Raw genomic sequence first — 16,550 nt, forward strand, 5'->3', positions numbered from 1 at the left:
GGGCTTTTTTGTGGCTGTCTGCAGCGTTGGATTCAACTCCAGCCCAACATCAAGCCGTCAGCGTATGGTCAGCCTCCCCAAACCAGGTGCGCACCAGATCGGTACCGCTCGTGCCCGTGTTGGCAAGGACCGCCACATCGGCGAAGTTCGTACCATTGGCTGCGCCATCGACATCCACCTTCACGGTGATGTCGCTGCCGGACTGCGCCAGTTGGACAAAGTCGGACACCTGGCTGGTACCGCTAACGAAGTTGGCACTGAGCAATGCGCAGAGGTCGACTGTGTCACCTTCGGCGAAGTTGTAGTCGAGAATATGGTCGCCGCCTTCATTCACGTTGAAGTAGGCGAACACATCGGCTTCCGCGCCACCGCTGAGAGTATCCTCCCCGCCACGACCCACAATGATGTCGTTGCCGTCGCCGCCACTGAGTACGTCCGCCGCCATACTCCCCACCAGTGTGCCGCTGGATTCGCCGTGGTAACTGACCTGGGTGCCGGCCTCGCCGCCGTCGGTGGCCTGGAAGTCATTCACCGAGTAGTGCCCCAGCAGATTCACTTCAGCCCGGTGCACACCGTCATCCACCGTCAGCAGGCCGCCGGCGCCAGAGGCGTTGGCGTTGTAGCTGAGTTGGGTGTTGGCGCCGAAGGCGAGATCGCCGAAGGTCAGCATGTCATCGCTTTCCAGACCGAGGATGCCGACCAGCGAGCTCGCCGCTTCGGCCTGTGCGATCACCAGCGTGCCTGCACCTTCGCCGTGGAAGGCGACTGAGGTATGGGCGGTGCCATCGAAGCTCAGGGTTGCGTCGCCGTCGATGGTGGCATTGCCATTGCCGGTCACGTCGGCCAGCAGGTGCAGGTCGCCACCATTGGCCCACAGGTGGCCGGAGTTGTCGACCGCACTGGCCACCGTCATGCCGCCTGTACCCGTAGATTCCAGCACTCCGCTGTTGGTGATGGTGTGGGTGCCGGTGTCGAGCACCAGACTGTTCAGCCCGCTGGCCAGGATCAGCCCCGCATTGACCAGCACCATCTGCCCTGCGCCCAACTGGCCGGCACCGGAAATGCGGTTGTCGGCATTGGTCAGCACGGTGTCGGCGCTGCCACCGAAAATCACGTTCTGCGCGCTGTCGGATAGCTGCACCTGACCGCCACCGGTCAAGGTTGCGCCACGAAACAGAATCTCAAGGTGGGTCGCACTGCCGGCAGAGCCGAGCTCGATCGTGCCGGTGTTATGGATGCTGCCACCGAACGGCATGATCGCGCCGTCGGCAATGCTGAGGGTACCGGCGTTGTTGGTGAGCGGGTCCACATCGAACTGGAAGTTCGCTTCGCACAAGTCCGCCGCATCGACACCTTTCAGGGTGACCGTCTGGCCGGAGCCGATGTTGACCAGCGCATCGCCGTTTGCGTCGTTAGCGATACTCAAGTCAGCATAACCAGTGACACCGGTGAAGCCGATCAAGTCGATCTTGTCCGCCGCCGCATCGAAGCCATGGATGACGTTATTGCCGATCGGCTGGGCGAACACGAACAGGTCGGCGCTGCTGGAACCGGTGAGGTTGTCGTCCGCTGACAAGGCGAAGATTGGCGAGCCGGGGGCGTAGGCCTCGACGTTGTCACGAATGACTTCGCTTTCCACCGTGCCATCGGCATTGGTCCAGGTCATGGTGACTGGCAAAACCCTGGCGCCCACGAAATCCGCCGCTGTTGTGACCGTCAGTGTGTCCAGGCTGCTCTGGTCCACCGTCCAGGTGCCGTTGCCATTGTCGGTGCCCTGGTTCAGGGTCCAGCCTGCGGGAAGACCGGAAATGCTCACCGTGGTGACATCTGCGTGAGTCACCGCATCGGTCAGGCCCAGGTTAATCGGGCTGCCGGCAACACCGGCTGGACCGAGGATACTGTCATGGACAACGATGTCTGAGGCTGTGATGTTAGCGACCCCGGCCAACGTTGTAACGTTGTTCAGCGTTGCCACTTGTACCCGACTCGCCGTATTGCTCCAGTCTGTGTCAAACCAGATTTCGCCCTTGCCGGTCGTCGAGTTGAATACGATCACGTAGGTGTTGGTGGCACCGCCGCCAGTGCCGGTTGTGATCTGTGACGTCGTCTGCGAACTCGCGTCGATCAGATCAATCTTGTTGTCGTCATTGTTGTTGATGTTGCTGATGCTGTTGCGAGTTTGAAAGTCGGCGGAGAGCAGCGCTGTACCGGCCGAACTCCCTGCGGTTGTGAAGCCGACACCACCCGTCACGGCACCACCCAGGAAGCCAATCTTGTCGATGTTGTCCGTGTAGTCGGTGATCGTGTCCGTGCCACCGTTGGTGCGCAACCGGAATTGGTCAGCCCCGCCATTACCGGTCAGCGTATCGTTGCCCGCCTGGCCGTTGATGGTGTCGGCCCCGCTGCCGCCGCTGATGTTATCGACGCCGGATGAGCCATTGATATTGAAGGCTTCGGTCTGGTTGCCCAGGTTGAGCGTCAGCCCTGAAACCGTCAGCGTCACGTTTTCGATATTGGCGATCTGGGCGTTGCTGGTGCTGGTGAAGTTCGCGCTGACGTTGAGCGTATCGGTATTGGTTCCGCCGTCGAGCAGCGTGTCGTTCTGCGCACCGTTGATGATGTCGTTGCCACCCGCCGCGCTGATGCTGTCTGCACCTGTGCCGCCGGTGATGGTGTCGACACCCGAAGAACCGGTAATGGTGAAGCCTTCGGTCTGGTTGGAGAGGTTCAGGGTCGCTGCCGTTCCGATCAATACATTCTCGATACCGGTAATTTGCCCGTCGCTTGTGCTCGTGAAGTTGGGACCCGTACCCAGGGTGTCGGTGCCAGTACCGCCATCCAGCAGTGTGTCGTTGTCAGTGCCAAAGATCGTGTCATTCCCGCTGCCCGTGACGATTTGATCGGCACCCGAAGTACCAAAGATGGTGAAGCTTTCGGTTTGAGCGTTCAGGATCAGTACTCCTGACGCTGCGGTGAGTTGTATGCTTTCAATGTTCGCGATCTGGCTGTCGCTCGTATTGATGAAGACACTACCGACATTGAGGGTATCGGTTCCGGTGCCGCCGTCGAGCAGGCGGTCATTCGCCGCGCCAACGATCACGTCGTTGCCCGCGCCGCCAAAAATCCAGTCAGCACCGGCACCGCCGGACAGATTGTCCGTGCCACCGAAGCCGTAGATCGCCGTATCGGAACTGCCCGCCTGGAAGTTGTTGCCCGCGCTCGTGCCGAGATAGAGTTCCACCACGCTCGCCGCAACACTGCCATCTTTCACCTGCAAGGTACCCGACACCACGGAGCCTTGCTCCACGGGGGACAGATTCGTGCTGGCGCCGCTGGTGATCGAGGGGTTGCCGAATGCTGCGGCAAATGGACTCTGCAGCGACAGCGTCGCATTGTCCGGGTCGGCCGCGACGAAGCTGATCGACGTCTCGGTTATGGCCAAGCCAGAAGTCGTCGGTGCTTCGTTGACTGCCGACACCGTGACGGTCGTTGTTGCGACATTGCTGGCATGGTTGGCCGCCGTCCCATCATCCACCTGGAAGCTAATGGTGCGCGCCGTCGTTGAAGGGTTGTCGCTACTGTTGGAGTAGGTCACCGAGCGCAGCGCGGTCTGATACTGCGCCACCGTAGCAGCTCCGGTCAGTGTCAGCACGCCAGTGCCAGCGTTGTAGCTGCCGGTAATGCCGTTCTGGTTGGTGAACGCGAGTACGTCTTGACCCGTGGCGAAGTTACTGGTGATCGATACTGTCGCGCCCGTCAGGTTGCTACTGTCGATATCGGTGACCGTCAGCGCCGAGTTGATCGTCGTCGCTACTTGGTTTTCTGTGTATGACAGAGACCCACCAGCCGTCATTACCGGCGCGTCGTTGCTGCCAGTGATGTGGACGGTGACCGAGGTGAGGGTGCCATCGGCACTGCTCACCGCGAAGGTGTCGGTGTAGGTGGTGCCGGCGACGAACTCGTTGTGGGCGGAGTCGGCGACATAGCTCCAGGCACCATTGGTGCCGAGGGAGAACTGGCCGTAACTGCCGGCGGTGTTGGTCTGGGCGACGAAAGTTGCGGCACTGTCGACGTCGCTGATGGTCAGGGTGCCGTTGGTGGTCAGCGGGGCATCGGTTTCGGTCAGCGTGATGCTGGCCGAGGACAGCACGGCAGCGTCATTGCTGCCGGTGATGGTCACTGTCACTGCGGTCGCGGTGCCGTCGGCACTGAGTACCGTGAAGGTGTCGGTGTAGGTGGTGCCGGCGACGAACTCGTTGTGAGCAGAGTCGGCGACGTAGCTCCAGGCGCCATTAGTGCCGATGGAGAACTGGCCGTAACTGCCAGCGGTATTGGACTGGGCGACGAAGGTCGCGGCGCTGTCGACGTCGCTGATGGTCAGGGTGCCGTTGGTGCTCAGTGGGGCATTGGTCTCGGTCAGCGTGATGCTGGCCGAGGACAGCACGGCAGCGTCATTGCTGCCGGTGATGGTCACTGTCACTGCGGTCGCGGTGCCGTCGGCACTGCTCACCGTGAAGGTATCGGTGTAGGTGGTGCCGGCGATGAACTCGTTGTGGGCGCTATCGGCGACGTAGCTCCAGGCACCGTCAGTGCCGATGGAGAACTGGCCGTAACTGCCAGCGGTATTGGTCTGGGCGACGAAGGTCGCGGCGCTGTCGACGTCGCTGATGGTCAGGGTGCCGTTGGTGCTCAGTGGGGCATTGGTTTCGGTCAGCGTGACGCTGGCCGAGGACAGCACGGCAGCGTCGTTGCTGCCGAGAATATGCACGGTGACCGAGGTGAGGGTGCCGTCGGCACTGCTCACCGTGAAGGTATCGGTGTAGGTGGTGCCGGCGACGAACTCGTTGTGGGCGCTATCGGCGACGTAGCTCCAGGCACCATCGGTGCCGAGGGAGAACTGGCCGTAACTGCCGGCGGTGTTGGTCTGGGCGACGAAGGTCGCGGCGCTGTCGACGTCGCTGATGGTCAGACTGCCGTTGGTGGTCAGTGGGGCATCGGTTTCGGTCAGCGTGACGCTGGCCGAGGACAGCACGGCAGCGTCATTGCTGCCGGTGATGGTCACTGTCACTGCGGTCGCGGTGCCGTCGGCACTGCTCACCGTGAAGGTATCGGTGTAGGTGGTGCCGGCGATGAACTCGTTGTGGGCGCTATCGGCGACGTAGCTCCAGGCACCGCCCGTGCTGATGGAGAACTGGCCGTAACTGCCGGCGGTGTTGGTCTGGGCGACGAAAGTTGCGGCGCTGTCGACATCGCTGATGCTGAGGGTGCCAGCCGTGGTCAGCGGGGCATCGGTCTCGGTCAGCGTGATGCTGGCCGAGGACAGCACGGCAGCGTCATTGCTGCCGGTGATGGTCACTGTCACTGCGGTCGCGGTACCGTCGGCACTGCTCACCGTGAAGGTATCGGTGTAGGTAGTGCCAGCGACGAACTCGTTGTGGGCGCTATCGGCGACGTAGCTCCAGGCACCGCCCGTGCTGATGGAGAACTGGCCGTAACTGCCGGCGGTGTTGGACTGGGCGACGAAGGTCGCGGCGCTGTCGACGTCGCTGATGGTCAGGGTGCCGTTGGTGGTCAGTGGGGCATCGGTTTCGGTCAGCGTGACGCTGGCCGAGGACAGCACGGCAGCGTCATTGCTGCCGGTGATGGTCACTGTCACTGCGGTCGCGGTGCCGTCGGCACTGCTCACCGTGAAGGTATCGGTGTAGGTGGTGCCGGCGATGAACTCGTTGTGGGCGCTATCGGCGACGTAGCTCCAGGCACCGCCCGTGCTGATGGAGAACTGGCCGTAACTGCCGGCGGTGTTGGTCTGGGCGACGAAAGTTGCGGCGCTGTCGACATCGCTGATGCTGAGGGTGCCAGCCGTGGTCAGCGGGGCATCGGTCTCGGTCAGCGTGATGCTGGCCGAGGACAGCACGGCAGCGTCATTGCTGCCGGTGATGGTCACTGTCACTGCGGTCGCGGTACCGTCGGCACTGCTCACCGTGAAGGTATCGGTGTAGGTAGTGCCAGCGACGAACTCGTTGTGGGCGCTATCGGCGACGTAGCTCCAGGCACCGTCAGTGCCGAGGGAGAACTGGCCGTAACTGCCGGCGGTGTTGGTCTGGGCGACGAAGGTCGCGGCGCTGTCGACGTCGCTGATGGTCAGGGTGCCGTTGGTGGTCAGCGGGGCATCGGCTTCGGTCAGCGTGACGCTGGCCGAGGACAGCACGGCAGCGTCATTGCTGCCGGTGATGGTCACTGTCACTGCGGTCGCGGTACCGTCGGCACTGCTCACCGCGAAGGTGTCGGTGTAGGTGGTGCCGGCGACGAACTCGTTGTGGGCGGAGTCGGCGACATAGCTCCAGGCACCATTGGTGCCGAGGGAGAACTGGCCGTAGCTGCCGGCGGTGTTGGACTGGGCGACGAAGGTCGCGGCGCTGTCGACGTCGCTGATGGTCAGGGTGCCAGCCGTGGTCAGCGGGGCATCGGCTTCGGTCAGCGTGACGCTGGCCGAGGACAGCACGGCAGCGTCATTGCTGCCGGTGATGGTCACTGTCACTGCGGTCGCGGTACCGTCGGCACTGCTCACCACGAAGGTGTCGGTGTAGGTGGTGCCGGCGACGAACTCGTTGTGGGCGCTATCGGCGACGTAGCTCCAGGCACCGTCAGTGCCGAGGGAGAACTGGCCGTAACTGCCGGCGGTGTTGGTCTGGGCGACGAAGGTCGCGGCGCTGTCGACGTCGCTAATGGTGAGGGTGCCAGCCGTGGTCAGCGGGGCATCGGCTTCGGTCAGCGTGACGCTGGCCGAGGACAGCACGGCAGCGTCGTTGCTGCCGAGAATATGCACGGTGACCGACGTGAGGGTGCCGTCGGCACTGCTCACCGCAAAGGTGTCGGTGTAGGTAGTGCCAGCGACGAACTCGTTGTGGGCGCTATCGGCGACGTAGCTCCAGGCACCATCGGTGCCGAGGGAGAACTGGCCGTAACTGCCGGCGGTGTTGGTCTGGGCGACGAAGGTCGCGGCGCTGTCGACGTCGCTGATGGTCAGGGTGCCGTTGGTGGTCAGTGGGGCATCGGCTTCGGTCAGCGTGACGCTGGCCGAGGACAGCACGGCAGCGTCATTGCTGCCGGTGATGGTCACTGTCACTGCGGTCGCGGTACCGTCGGCACTGCTCACCGCGAAGGTGTCGGTGTAGGTGGTGCCGGCGACGAACTCGTTGTGGGCGGAGTCGGCGACATAGCTCCAGGCACCATTGGTGCCGAGGGAGAACTGGCCGTAGCTGCCGGCGGTGTTGGACTGGGCGACGAAGGTCGCGGCGCTGTCGACGTCGCTGATGGTCAGGGTGCCAGCCGTGGTCAGCGGGGCATCGGCTTCGGTCAGCGTGACGCTGGCCGAGGACAGCACGGCAGCATCGTTGCTGCCGTTGATGGTCACCGTCACTGCGGTCGCGGTGCCGTCGGCACTGAGTACCGTGAAGGTGTCGGTGTAGGTGGTGCCGGCGACGAACTCGTTGTGGGCGCTATCGGCGACGTAGCTCCAGGCGCCGTCGGTGCCGATGGAGAACTGGCCGTAACTGCCGGCGGTGTTGGTCTGGGCGACGAAGGTTGCGGCGCTGTCGACGTCGCTGATGGTCAGGGTGCCGTTGGTGCTCAGTGGGGCATTGGTTTCGGTCAGCGTGATGCTGGCCGAGGACAGTACGGCGACGTCGTTGGTGCCGCTGACGGTAACGGTCACCAGTTGAGTGTCCACGCCACCCAGGCCATCGCTGACCTGCACGCTGAACACTTCATCGTGACTCTCGCCCGCCTTCAGCGACTGCACCGCACTGGCGACGCCATCGGTGCCATTGGCCAAGGTGTAAGTCCATTTTCCGGTGCTGTCGACTACGATCGAGCCGTAAGTGCCGGTATCCGTACCGGCGATGCTCCAGGTCGCGGTGGCAGCGTGATCGATGTCGGCGGAACTGAACTGGCCGCTCACGCTGAGTGTGGTGTCTTCCTGCACTGCACCGGCATCATTGCCCGTTGCGAAGCTGAGTACGGGCGCGTCGTTAGTGCCGGTGATAGTGATGGTGACAGTCTGTGTCGACGAGGCAGCGTTAGCCGCGCCGCTATCGTCGGTCGCGACCACCGCGTACGAGAAAGCGATGGTTTCACCCGCACCGAGGAAGTCGAGGTTCTGATTGCTGCTGTAATCCCAGCTGTTCTGGTCGACCGAGAAACCGGTTACCAGCGCCGAGGCCACGCCCGCATTGAGCACGCCGGCGCTCCAGACGATGTCGTTGTTAGCGGTCTGCGACACGGTCACTGTGTCGGCGTTGTCCAGATCGGCAAAGCTCAGGGCACCGCTGTCACTCAGGGTGGCCGTGCCGTTGCCTTCGTTCATCGCACCAGTGCTGTCGACAATCGTCAGCGTCGGCTGGTCGTTGGTGCCGGTAATCGTAATGCTCACGGTCTGCACCGCGCCGTCGCCGATTACCACGTTATAGGTTTGGGTGACGCTCTGGCCTTGGCCGAGGAACTGCAATGCGGAGTTGTTCACCGCAAAGTTCCAGCCAAGAGAACCGCTGCCCGTGCCGGTGCTGTCGCTCAGTGGGTTAGTGGTGAAAGTGCCCAGATAGCCGGAAGCACCTGGCGTGACGCTGACGCTATGGGTGTCGATCAGGTCGACGTCAGTGAAGGTGATGCTGCCGCTGGCCGCGTAGTCGCCGCTGTCTTCCTTGGCATCGCCGGCCTGCACGCCACTGGTGATCTGTACTTGGTCGTTGGTGCCGGTGATGGTGATAGTTACATCCCGCGTTGTCGTCGAGCCATGCCCATCATTGAGGGTGACCACATAGGTTTCGGTAGCAGTCTGACCCTGAGCCAGGTGCTGGGCCGCCGCATTATTCAGGGTGTAAGTCCAGTTAACGGTGCCGTTTGCCGCGTTGGCCGCTTCACTCACTGGCGCAAGGACGAAGTTGCCCAGCGCTGTGGTGTTGCCTCCCGCAGCCACGAAAGAGGCGGTATGTGTGTCGCTCAGGTCTACATCGTTAAAAGCAATAGTGCCTGTCGTATTCAGCGAGTCGGTCGGGCTCAGCGTCGTAGCTCCCTCTTCGGTTACCGTGCCGGACTGTGCGCCGATGCTTATTGTCACAGCGTCATTCACGCCAGCGAATTGCACCTGCGCAGTGGCCCAGCTGAGCGTGCCGTTGCCCAGACGAATCGCATAGGTAAAGCTGTCTGTCAGGGTGCCTCCGGCAGCAAGCGACTGGAGTTGTGCCTTGAAAGCAGTCGACAACGTAGCGGCGTCGTAGCCGACCTTGCCATCCGACGAAATCCAGATCTTTGCCCCGTTGAAACTGGTGTCAGTACTCGTCGCCTCAATTCTGCCGGTGTCCTGGATCAGGAGGTCGGCCGGCGCATAAATCTTGGTGGCAGTAGAAAGACTGGTCGCGTCATCGAGTGACCAAAGTGTCTTTGCGTTGCCGCCGAGGTCATTGGACATGACGTCCAGGTATATGACTCTCAGCAGGTCTTCAGTGATGGCCGCGGTGCTCGCGCCAATTACACCGGTAGTGAAAATGTCGTCCTGCGCCTGCGGAGTGTTGGAAAGCGAAGTAACGGTGCCGCCGCTGGTCGTTGTGGTGGTAGCCATGTCTTTCTCCCGAAAATGCCATTTTTTATTTTTAGAATCGCTAGGGACTGCTAACAGGACGATGTCCCGTTCTTGCGCCGCTCAGGTTGTTCTTGGGCGGTGCGAGGCGGCCGTCGGACATCGTCGGCCAGCTGACGGGACAAGCGCTGCCGGCAGAGGCGCGCAGGTATTGCGGGGGTGGAAACGTTCGCCGCGCTTGAGCCGCGCATCGCAGGACAAGTCGGGCGAACGTGGACGCCAGCCTGGGGCTGCGCTGCGCATGGCACGCAATAGACTGAGAGTACCCATGTGGAAGGGTCTCCTGGAGAAAGGCTGGGTGAGGCCGTGTTTTGGGTAGCACCGACTCAGGGATACGGCCATTCCTGATATCAGTTTGATGTTTGTTTAGTTGTGGGGTCAGGCTTTGTAAAGGTGTTAAGCGCAGTTAACAGTGCGGCGTGCCAATATTCCGACGGATGGGTGTTTTGGTGTCAATATTATGTCGATTTGTTTTTGGCGAATGGACCGTGGGCGCTCAACAATGGCGTGTCTCGAATGAGCTGAAACCCCAATGGGACGTGGGCTGGCTGAGTCATAAAACGTTGGTACCCATCAAATCTCATCGTTCATCTATTAGAAAAGCCCCGCCGGAGTCTCTGCTTTTGCGGTATTTCCACCAGGCAGCGCCAGATCGACCATGCCGGTCTCGATGGCTGCTCGTGGCATACCGTCGAACTCGGCGTTTTCCGGCGCCTATATTATGAAGGCGCGCAGGGTAGGGGAGGTCGCACCTTTACGGCCTTGGGGGACTGCCAGTTGTTCGCCGTGCTCGTGGGCATCGGCCAACTAGCGGGCAGCTTCCTGCCGGGCCTGCTCGAGCGTCATCTTGCCGACACGGCCAAGGGTGACGTTCTTGTTCCGTGCCCAGGTGACCATATAGCTCATGTGCCCGCTGGGCAGCACGCGGATGAAAAGCCCGGGCTGATTGGTGTCGTGGACGCGGTAGGGCTTATTCTCAGGCTTCAGGCCGTTGAGCAACTTCTGGCTGAACTTGGTTTTCATGGCTCACCGTGACAGCAGCATGGCAGCAGAACTTACAACATCAGGCGGTTTTACCGGATGCAACCAAACTATAAGTGTCTGTTTTTAAGGGTAAGCTATTGATATTGAGTATGTTTATTTGGCCCTCCTAAGGGGAAGGTTGCAGGTTCAAATCCTGCCTGGGACACCATCCTTTCAAGGCGTGCAGCGTAATCCGCTGTCACTCGACCAGCCTGATGCACATCGGTTTGCGTCTCTGTTCTAAAGTTGCCCGGTTCCTGTTGGTCATTTTGCCTGGAGTCGTGCAATGGAGTTGAAGTTCAGCCATGTCGATGTGTTGGTCAAGAACCTCGACGAAGCCTGCGCCTACTACGCAAAGATACTCAAAGCCAGAATCTCCAGAACACTGGTGTGGGAGCGAGGTGGCCTGAGTGTACGGTACGCGATTGCGCTGATAGGTCAGGAGCGTTTCATGCTGGTGCAGCCATCGGCAGGGAACTTGAAGCAATTGCTGGATATCCAGGGCGAGGGCATGATTTATCGCCACTGTTACTCGACACCGGACATCGAGAAGGCCTACGACGAACTGCAGGCCGACGGCGTGCAGCCAGAAGACGAGAACGGCAATCCACTGGCCCGTAGCGACCTGCAATCCCCGTCCGGAACACGCATCATCTGGCTGCCCAAGCGTTTCGGGCATTTCTCTATCGAGATTCTCGAAGAAAAGGCGCTGGAGCTGTTCATCCAGGCCGCGTTCGATTGAGCGCTGTAGTTTCCAGCGATCTACCAATCCTGCCTCAATGGCAACGGCGCAAAACAGCGGCTCTATTGCGTTTCAGGGGCCCGTGGCGGGTGCCGGCAGGTGGATGCCGCGCTGGACGGCAGGGCGCTGACCGAGTCGTTCGTGCCAGGCGCTCAAATGTCGGTACTGGCTGAAATCAAACTCGATGATCCGGGCGATATGGGTCCAGCCGAAGGTGGCAATGTCGGCGATCGAGTACTCGCTGCCGGCAAGCCAGGGGTGTTCGGCCAGGCGTTGATCGAGGGTGCTGAACAGTTCTTCACTCAGGCGCCGGTAGCGAGCGATGGCATCGGGGCAGGGGTGTTTGGCGAACCGTTCGAAATGCACTCGCTGGCCGAGAATCGGTCCCATGCTCGCCGCGTGGAACTGCAACCAGGTGATTGCTGCCCAGCGCTCGCTCGGGTTGTCCGGCAGCAAGCGTCCGTACTTTTGTGCCAGGTACAACAGGATCGCCGCAGACTCGAACAGGGTGATGTCGTGCTCAGGGTCAACCAGCACTGGAATGCGGCCGTGGGGGTTGAGCTTGAGAAAATCAGCCTGACGATGCTCGCCACGGTCGATCTGCACGTGCTTGAGGGTGTAGGGAAGCTCCAGTTCCGCCAGGGCGATGGTGATCTTGAAGCCATTAGGTGAACTATCGCTATAAAGGATCAACTGCATGTCCCATCTCCTTGGTTACTGTTTTTGATGAGGGCTATGCTAGGCGGGCCTTGGCTGATTGAAAAACGATCAATCCTGCGTTTAGGCGATAGATTTTCTAAACCATGGAGAGGTAAAAATGGGCGCGGTCCTACCGTTACTGGCATTGCGGGCCTTCACTGAAGCGGCGCGTCTGGGCAGCCTCAAGGCGGCCGCCGAACGGATGGGGGTAACGCCGGGGGCGGTCAGCCAGCAAGTGCGCCTGCTCGAGGAGCGCATGGGCGTGGTGCTGTTCGTGCGCGGCCGGCATGGCGTGCACTTGAGCGAGGCCGGCGCGCGAGTGTATCCGGGGCTGCTTAAAGGCTTCGATCAGATCGAGGCATCGCTGGCATTGCTGGCGCAACTGGCGCCGGGCAAGACCTTGACCATCAGCACTGTGCCGTCTTTTGCGGCGTCCTGGCTGGTGCCGCGTCTGGGGCATTTCAATGCTCTGCATCCGCAGATTGAGGTGCGTGTGGAAGCCTCGGCCAAGCGGGTGGATTTTCAGCGTGAGCGCATTGACGTCGCCCTGCGCCATGGGCTGGGCCAGTATCCGGGGCTGGAGTCGATCCGGCTGATGGCGCCGGTACTGCTGCCGGTGGCCAGCCCCCGGCTACTGGCGCAGGGCCCGGTATTGAAGCGGCCTGCCGATTGTTTGAAGTACCCGTTGCTGCACGATGCCGATCGCGCCGACTGGCAGCTGTGGTTGCAGGCCCATGGCGTTGCTGATGATCCGCGGGCCATGCGTGGGGCCAGTTTCGAGGATGACCTTCTGCTGCTGCGCGCTTTGCCTATTACCTGGTGTGCCGGGCCGATGCCTTGCAGCGGCCCCAGGTGCTGGCGTTCATTGACTGGATCAGAGCTCAAGCGCGGTAGATGAAGAGCGGGTCTGTTCGGCATGGCAGGCCAGCGCCAGGTCGATGATCTGCTGTTGTATCTCGGTGGACAGCTGCGGATGAATCGGCAGGCACAGTACCTGACGCGATACCTGCCAGGCATGAGGCAGGCCGCTGAGGTCGGCGCTTGGCAGGCCCCGGTACATCGGGAACTCGTTGATCAACGGGTAGAAGTAACGGCGTACGAGGATGTCCTGGTCCCGATAGCGCTGGTACAGCGCGTCGCGGCTGCAACCGAAACGCTCGGCATCGATCAGGATCGGGCAGTAGGCGTAGTTCCATTCCAGGCCTGCCGGTGGCTCCAGCAGGCGCACGCCTGGTACGCCTTCAAGGGCCTGGCGGTAGCGTTCGAACACCGCCCGGCGGCGGACCAGGGCATCATCGATGTGACGCAACTGCAGCAAGCCGAAGGCCGCCTGCACTTCGTTCATCTTGCCATTGATGCCGGGCGCCATGACCGTGACTTCATCGGCAAAGCCGAAGTTCTTCAGGTAATCGATGCGCTGCTTGATCTTGGCGTCGGGGCAGATGATGGCGCCGCCCTCGAATGTGTTGAACACCTTGGTCGCATGAAAACTGAGGATCGACAAGTCACCATGGTTGAGCACGCTCGCACCATTGTCGCGAACGCCAAAGGCATGGGCGGCATCGTAGATGACTTTCAGGCCATAGGTGTCGGCGACCCGCTGGATGCCTTCGACATCGCAGGGAATGCCGTAGCAATGCACTGGCAGGATCGCGGTGGTTGCCGAAGTGATGGCTTCTTCCACGCGTTTGGGGTCGAGGTTGTTGGTCAGCGGGTCGATGTCGACGAAGACCGGCTTGAGGTTGTTCCACAGCAGCGAATGGGCGGTCGCGACGAAGGAGTAGGGCGTGGTGATGACTTCGCCGGTGATGCGCAGTGCCTGCAGCGCGGTGACCAGGGCCAGGGTGCCATTGGAAAACAGCGAGATGTGTTTCACCCCGAGGTAATCGGCCAGTTCCTGCTCCAGTTGCTCATGAAAGGGGCCGCCGTTGGTCAAGCGCTTGCTGTCCCAGATTTGCTGCAGGTAGGGAATGAACTCCTCCAGCGGTGGCAGCAGCGGGCTGGTGACGGGAACGGATTCGGCCATGGCAATGGGTGCTCGTGATGACTGAAAAATGGCACATGGCATTGCTGGGGCTACGCCACGGCACCGAGTCATGGTCTGGATCAACCGGCGTGGGCGCCATGAATCCGACAATTGACTGTGATTACCCTGGCTCAGCAAGAAGTCGGCCAACATTGGCTCGGTAGGGCGCTGCCGCCGCGCGCGGCAGCAGCGGGGAGGAGGGTCAGGCGCTGAAGTCTTTTTCCCGATGGTCATCGCCAGAGCCTTGGCTGGCACCTTGGGTCGCTGTCAGGTTGGCCACCAGTTTGCTCGACAGCTCAGGCGCTTGCAGATGAGCGTTGAGGCTGGCCAGGGACTCCAGCTCGGTTTGCTTCTTCATCTGCTCGGCGATCTTGCGTTCGATCTTGTCCTTTTCGGCAGGCGGCAAGGCCTCGAACTCTTCCTTGCTGATGCCCAGTTCGTTCAGCAGCTTGAGCTTGATCTTCTGTGCCGGGCTCAGGGCCATGTAGTCGCGAAATTCCTGGGCGGCGCTCTTGCCGGTTTCGCTGTTGCCGATACTGGCTTGCTCACGCATGTCCACATCCGGGTTCTGCAGCTGCACCTTGAGCTTGGCGAAGGCCTCCTCGCGGGCATCTTCGGCACTTTGCTGCGAGGTGTTGGCATGGCTGTGCTGCTGCCGGTCGGCGCTGCTGATTGGTACGGGCGGGCGGAACTGGGCCTGTTCGGCGGCAGCTGCTTCGGCCACGCCACGGGTCGGGTTGATGGCCAGCGGCTGAGCGCCGACTGCGTTGATGCTACTCACCTGATCACTCTCCTTGATGGATACAAGTTGACCTTCGGTCAGTGGCAAGTCTTGTGCCAGCTCTTCTGGCAGGGCCAAGAGCTAGTATTTTCGGGGGGTGGCGCTATACGCCAGGGAGGGATGCGGAGCATGCTTTGCCTCGAAGAGGACAACCCTTGCCGTCTGCGGCAAGTCAATTCAAATCGCCGCCGGTGGGCGAAATGAAAAAGGACCCGCTGCGCAGGGCAGCGGGTCAAATCGGCCTCAGCCGCTTCAGTGTCTACAGATGCAGGGCGTGACCCAGGGCACGCAGTGCCGCTTCCTGCACCGCCTCACCCAGGGTCGGGTGAGCGTGGATAGTCCCGGCCACATCTTCAAGACAGGCGCCCATTTCCAGTGACTGGGCAAAGGCGGTGGACAGCTCCGAGACGCCAACGCCAACCGCTTGCCAACCAAGGATCAGGTGGTTGTCACGACGGGCGACCACGCGCACGAACCCGTTTTTCGATTCCAGGGTCATCGCCCGGCCGTTGGCGGCGAACGGGAACTGCGTAACGATGCAGTCCAGGCCCTCCTGCTCGACCTGTTCCGGGGTCTTGCCGACCACCACCAGTTCCGGGTCGGTGAAACACACCGCGGCAATGGCGGCCGGTTCGAAGCGCCGCGACTTGCCGGCAATGATTTCGGCAACCATTTCGCCTTGGGCCATGGCCCGGTGGGCGAGCATCGGTTCACCGCTGATATCGCCGATGGCCCAGACGTTGAGCATGCTGGTCTTGCACTGCTCATCAATGGCAACCGCCGAACCGTTCATCTTCAGCGCCAGGCTCTCGAGGTTGAAGCCTTGGGTGCGAGGCTTGCGACCGACCGCGACCAGTACCTGGTCGGTGCTCAGTTGCAGCAGTTCGCCCTGCGGATCACGTACCTGCAATGCCTGCTTGTCGGCATCGAAACCTTCGACGCTGTGCTTGAGGTACAGCTTGATCCCCAACTTCTTGATCGACTCGGCCACTGGCGCGGTCAGTTCGCTGTCGTAGGTCGGCAGGATGCGCTCGCGGGCTTCGACCACGCTGACCTCGACGCCGAGCTTGCGGTAGGCGATGCCCAGCTCCAGGCCGATGTAGCCGCCGCCAACCACGGTCAGGTGCTTGGGCAGGGCTTTCGGTGCCAGGGCCTCGGTGGAGGAGATGATCGGGCCGCCGAGTGGCAGCATCGGCAGTTCGACGCTGCTTGAGCCAGTGGCCAGCAGCAGGTGTTCGCACTGGATACGCTGGCCGTCGACCTCGACGTGCTTACCGTCGAGGATCTGCGCCCAGCCATGGATCACCTTGACCCCGTGCTTTTTCAGCAGGGCGGCAACGCCGCTGGTCAGGCGATCGACGATGCCGTCTTTCCAGGCCACGCTCTGGTTGATGTCCAGGCTCGGCGGTGAAACCTTGATGCCCAGGTTCGACTGCTGGCTGTGCAGTTGGGTCTGGTGGAACTGCTCGGCGACATGGATCAGCGCCTTGGACGGAATGCAGCCGATGTTCAGGCAGGTGCCACCCAGGGCCTGGCCTTCGACCAGTACCGTGGGAATGCCCAGCTGGCCGGCGCGAATGGCGGCGACATAACCGCCGGGGCCGCCGCCGATGATCAGCAGGGTAGTGTTGAGCGTCTGTTGCAT

8 protein-coding genes and 1 pseudogene are annotated in these 16,550 nt (G+C 61.6%); 2 read left to right on the forward strand and 7 right to left on the reverse strand.

The features are described 5' to 3' along the window. Positions 1-49: 49 nt before the first annotated feature. From BV82_RS07970 to BV82_RS07975, 3 genes and pseudogenes are all read right to left on the reverse strand, one after another. Positions 50-9,616, reverse strand: coding sequence for a VCBS domain-containing protein (locus BV82_RS07970; RefSeq protein WP_215444973.1), 9,567 nt, complete (start codon positions 9,614-9,616; stop codon positions 50-52). Positions 9,617-10,254: 638 nt separating this feature from the next. Next, positions 10,255-10,345 (reverse strand): annotated as a pseudogene (locus BV82_RS26685) (chemotaxis protein CheB); the annotation flags it as partial. Between the two features lie 96 nt (positions 10,346-10,441). Continuing rightward, positions 10,442-10,657 carry an Arm DNA-binding domain-containing protein gene (locus tag BV82_RS07975; RefSeq protein ID WP_010224926.1) on the reverse strand — a complete coding sequence of 72 codons (216 nt, stop codon included), beginning with the start codon at positions 10,655-10,657 and terminating at the stop codon, positions 10,442-10,444. 286 nt (positions 10,658-10,943) lie between these two features. On the opposite strand from BV82_RS07975, the gene BV82_RS07980 reads away from it, so the two are divergent. Beyond that, positions 10,944-11,399 (forward strand): VOC family protein, encoded by a 456-nt coding sequence (locus tag BV82_RS07980; RefSeq protein WP_010224927.1) that lies wholly within the window; start codon positions 10,944-10,946, stop codon positions 11,397-11,399. Positions 11,400-11,471: 72 nt separating this feature from the next. On the opposite strand, the gene BV82_RS07985 is transcribed toward BV82_RS07980, so the two are convergent. Further along, positions 11,472-12,098 (reverse strand): glutathione S-transferase family protein, encoded by a 627-nt coding sequence (locus BV82_RS07985; RefSeq protein WP_010224928.1) that lies wholly within the window; start codon positions 12,096-12,098, stop codon positions 11,472-11,474. A gap of 118 nt (positions 12,099-12,216) precedes the next feature. Between BV82_RS07985 and BV82_RS07990 the strand changes: the two genes are divergently transcribed. Then, positions 12,217-12,996 (forward strand): LysR substrate-binding domain-containing protein, encoded by a 780-nt coding sequence (locus BV82_RS07990; RefSeq protein ID WP_420831709.1) that lies wholly within the window; start codon positions 12,217-12,219, stop codon positions 12,994-12,996. Here BV82_RS07990 and vioA read toward each other — a convergent pair. The 3 genes from vioA to lpdA form a co-directional block, all read right to left on the reverse strand. After that, complete coding sequence (gene vioA / locus BV82_RS07995) at positions 12,973-14,124, reverse strand: dTDP-4-amino-4,6-dideoxy-D-glucose aminotransferase VioA (protein ID WP_010224931.1); 1,152 nt, start codon at positions 14,122-14,124, stop codon at positions 12,973-12,975. The genes BV82_RS07990 and vioA overlap by 24 nt on opposite strands. Positions 14,125-14,326: 202 nt before the next feature. Then, entirely contained in the window at positions 14,327-14,905 is a 579-nt protein-coding gene (locus BV82_RS08000; protein ID WP_145997586.1) for a hypothetical protein, read from the reverse strand. Positions 14,906-15,164: 259 nt separating this feature from the next. Then, positions 15,165-16,550 (reverse strand): dihydrolipoyl dehydrogenase, encoded by a 1,386-nt coding sequence (gene lpdA, locus BV82_RS08005; protein ID WP_036994305.1) that lies wholly within the window; start codon positions 16,548-16,550, stop codon positions 15,165-15,167.

Source organism: Pseudomonas donghuensis, from assembly GCF_000696345.2.
GTDB classification, from domain to species: domain Bacteria; phylum Pseudomonadota; class Gammaproteobacteria; order Pseudomonadales; family Pseudomonadaceae; genus Aquipseudomonas; species Aquipseudomonas donghuensis.